This is a genomic window from uncultured Fibrobacter sp. (genome assembly GCF_946062555.1).
Lineage (GTDB): Bacteria > Fibrobacterota > Fibrobacteria > Fibrobacterales > Fibrobacteraceae > Fibrobacter.
In genome coordinates, this window is record NZ_CAMGVQ010000112.1 from 1 (window position 1) to 4,137 (window position 4,137).

Here is a 4,137-nt window from a genome sequence, read left to right on the forward strand (position 1 = left end):
AAAATTTTTTAGAAAACACAAGAGATAAAATGGATTATACATCGCATGATTGCATGTCTTATAAGGGCTCTTTACGAGCCGAGGTTGAACCTCCGAAGGCAAGATTGCACTAAATGCACCAGGCCATATATGACGGAATCTTCATTACCCCACCTTCAACCGAAAATTGTTTCGGGTGGATTATAATAGACTCGCCCACCCGCTTCTTGAATTTGTCCTTGAACTTGCCGAGCGACGTTGTCGTATAGTTCTTCGAGGACTTCACCTCCACCGGGAACACCTTGAAATTGACCTTACTCTCATTAGAAAGCAAGAAGTCAATCTCCATAGAGTTGCGGTGCTTTGCGGCATCGTATTCTGTATAGAAAAAGAGTTTGCGCCCCTTGGCCCGGATTATCTGCGCAATCATGTTTTCATGGAGCATACCCTCGTTCAGCGAGAGCTTGCCGTCCATGATGGCCTTGTACAACTGGTTCGACGCGATTTCATTTTCACTGAAAGCAAGGCTTACCAAAAGGCCCGTATCGCACAGATAGCACTTGACAAGCGACTCGTTCTTGTTCAGGGCAAAGCCGACGTTGGGATCGTCGCATTTATAGCAAAGGTTGCAAATCATCGAGTCGTCAAGCCAAAAGAGCTGTTCGTCATATTTGGAGAAAGTTGCCGCATTGGACTTGTCAATCTCGGTAAGGACGATTTTTTTCTCGTGGGTCGAAAGGTAGCCCGGAATATTTTCAAAAATCGCGGAGACCTTGGAATTATAGCGCCTGGAAGCCTTCCTGATATCGTCGCGGTAGAGGTCCAGAATTTTCCGCTTCTCCTTATCACTCTTTGAAAAGTCACGATTGTTCTCTGCATACGCAACAATGCTTTGAGGCATGCCGCCCACCAGCATATACTCCCTGAAAAGGCGCATCGCTCGTTTATGGAAATGGTCTTCCAGAGGTTTCTTTTCGGCAAAGCACTTGTCAATATACTCAAGCAAGACGTCTTCGCCTAAGGCCCTGGCGAATTCCTCGAAATCGCAAGGGTACATCTTCAACTTTTCTTCTTCGGAGGGAATCGTTATGTCGTCCACATTCTCCTTGATAGAAATCAGCGAGCCCGTCTCGACGAAATCGTAACGGCCGTCCGCCACAAGGTACTTTATCGATTCCCGCGCCTTCGGGAATTTCTGGATTTCGTCAAAGATGATCAGCGACTTTCTCTTGAACAGCGGCTTGTTGTATTCCAGAGACAGAACCTGGAAGAAAACATCTAGGTTGTCTAGGTTCGTCTCAAAGTTATCGCAAACCTTTTTGGAAGCCTTGTTGAAATCGACAAGAATATACGACTTGTATTCCCGCTCGCCAAACCGCTCGGCCACGGTGGATTTGCCGATTCGACGAGCCCCCTCTATCAGCAGGGCGCTCTTCCCGTTGGATTCCTTTTTCCATTCCACTAGGCGATCGTAGGCTTTTCTCTGGATTTCCACAGGCTTCTCCGTTTCAATAGTACGCAAAGTAAAATATACACTATTTACCAATAATGCGCAAGGTATTTTCTGTAAAAATCATCAATAAAGCGCATTGTTTCAGCACAAATGTTCATTTTTACACAAAAACACCCGAACATAAGAAAAGCGATAAGTCGGCTTTTTTAATAAACCCTTAGAACATCACCCGGTACGGGATCTGCTTGTCGAAACTACGGCCCTTGAGGTCGCGGTAGGCCCTGCGGGCGGGCACCTGCATGTCGTGGCGTACAGCACGCGGGGCAATCGCAGTCGTTCCGCTGCTGGAACTAGGCTGCGGTTCAGCGGTTCCTGAGCTGGTCGAAGGGTCGCCGGAGCTGGAAACCGGGTCGCCACACGGTTCCTGGTTGCAGACAATCTCCCCCGACAAACTTGCGAATACAATGTTCTTGACAATCGCCTCGCCCGAAACGCCTGATGCCGTCAGGTAGAAGTCCTTCACGCCGCCGAGACTTTTGAGGTTCGTGCAATTCACTGTCATCCAGCCGTTAGCTGTAGACTTTGCGTTAGCTGCCGTAAGTTCACATTCCGAAAGAACGGTCCCGTCCTTCTTGCCGTCGCGAATGCTGAGCTTCCCGCCAGTAAGGTTCTTCACCTCGACAGACACTTCCGTGCTCGAGATGGAATCCATCACCACGTTCTCGAAAATCGCGTAACCGCCGTCCTTGATGGCGAACTCGTCGTCCTTCGTGAGGCGAACGCGGATACCGTTGTCAAAGCCGTTCGCGGGAATCGTATCGCGAATAATGCGCAAGAAGTCGATGCGGTCGAGTTCCGCAAAATTACCGTTCGGCGAAGGTTCCAGTTCTATGAAGTTGCCACCGCGCTTGAGTTTCGCAGGCACCATCACCACGGACTTTTCGGGGAAAGTGCCCCAGGAACCCGTAGGCGGGAGCGTCACCGTCTGCGACTTGCCATTCACTGTCACCTTGTGCGTCGCGGCCGCATCGCCACCGTTCGCGTAGCGGTAACGCAGCAGGTAATCGCCCGCCTGCATGATGTTCATGGGCAGGCGAATCTTGGAACCCTCGGTATTCACGTAAGCGAGGTATTCCCCGTTCGAGGCCGTATTGCTGCGGGTAATCGCGAGGTCGCCCGAAACAGCGCGGGTCAGCACGCCGTGCTCGACTTCGGCGCTCAAATAACGTCCGAGGAAGGGTTGTCCCATCTCAGCCCAGTTATCCTCGGTGAAGACGACATCACGTATATGAATGTGATTGTACTTGTCTCCGTTCAAGTCGTAGTAGTGGTGCACAAATCGCACGCGGTTCAGGTCCTGGAAGGCCTCGCCACCACCCGGGCCCACGTAGCGCCCGTAGCGTTCCAAGAGAATCGTGCCACCGCCGTTCGCCATGGTGTAACCGGCGCGGTCCTTGTACGGTCCGGTTACTTTATCTGCACGACCGTAAGCCGTCTTGTACGTTGTCTGCTCGATGTTTGCGCCCTGCTGGCAGCACTTGTCCCATGCGGTGAACAGGAAATACTGCCCGCCATGCTCAATCAGGCTCGGGCCTTCTTCGGCACCGCCGCTCGCGCTGCTGGTACGGCGCGCAATGTTGTAGACCGTCTTGTCGTCGCTCGCCTGGTAGCCTGTTGTAGCATCTAACTTAATCAGCTGAATGCCAAGCCCAAACGAACCGAACGCCATCCAGTAATTGCCCTCGGTGTCACGCACAACGTCGGCATCGATGGCATTGTACTTGTCGCTAGTCGTCGTGTGGAAAACGTGGCCGTGGTCGGTCCAGCCGTAGCCCGATGAGCCCGGCATAATGGACTTTGTAGACTGGTAGCCGATTGCCGAAGAACGCTTGCCAAAGACGGACACGCAGTAATACACGCGGTACTCGCCGTTCATGTAGAAAACGTCGGGAGCCCAGATGCCTTCGGTGCCCGGAGCATAGGTGTAGGCCCACTGCGGAATGGCGCTCACGGTCGACTTGTGGTCGCGCCAGGTGTACGCGTCTTCGGATGTCCAGAGCTGCAGATTGTTGTTGGTGCTCATGAGGGCATAGCCGTCCTCGAACCGTACCATGCTCGGGTCGTGACCGGGTTGCAAATTATCCTTCGCATACCAGTCGGCAGCAAAGGTTGCGGCGGCACCCAAAGCCATCGCAACGCCCAACGCACCACGAAATTCCAAGCACATAAAACACTCCCTGACGGTTTACGATTAATATACCTTTTATTTTGGCGAAAGTTAACACAATTTTTATTAAAAGTCTACAATTAATTAAAATTTAAGATATATTTACATATTTTATATACAACAAACAAATAAAAAGTCTACATTAAATTCTGGATCCCGCACTACGTGCAGGATGACAGAGGGCGGAACATGCAGGATGACTGAGGGTGGAACATGCAGGATGACAGAGGGTGGAACATGCAGGATGACTGAGGGGGACGTGCAGGAAGACAGAGGGTGGAACATGCAGGATGACTGAGGGGGGGGATACCCCTCATCCAAAAAGATTGTATACGAAATCACACTTTTTTGCAAATAACAAAAAAACAGACAACATCCATCTTAATTTATCACAAAATTTCTATCATTGTGACATTATTTTAAGGCAACCTCTAAAAATTACCCCAAAACGACTGTTTACAAATAAACTAACATTTGC

Annotated in this window: 2 protein-coding genes; both read right to left on the bottom strand. The window is 50.6% G+C overall.

The genetic code is table 11. The features are described from left to right. Positions 1–109: 109 nt before the first annotated feature. Positions 110–1,474, bottom strand: a complete 1,365-nt coding sequence (locus Q0P86_RS16545; protein ID WP_295041025.1) for an AAA family ATPase — start codon at positions 1,472–1,474, stop codon at positions 110–112. Between the two features lie 175 nt (positions 1,475–1,649). Further along, on the bottom strand, positions 1,650–3,659 hold the full coding sequence (locus Q0P86_RS16550) for a family 43 glycosylhydrolase (RefSeq protein ID WP_295041027.1): 2,010 nt from the start codon (positions 3,657–3,659) through the stop codon (positions 1,650–1,652). Positions 3,660–4,137: the final 478 nt, after the last annotated feature.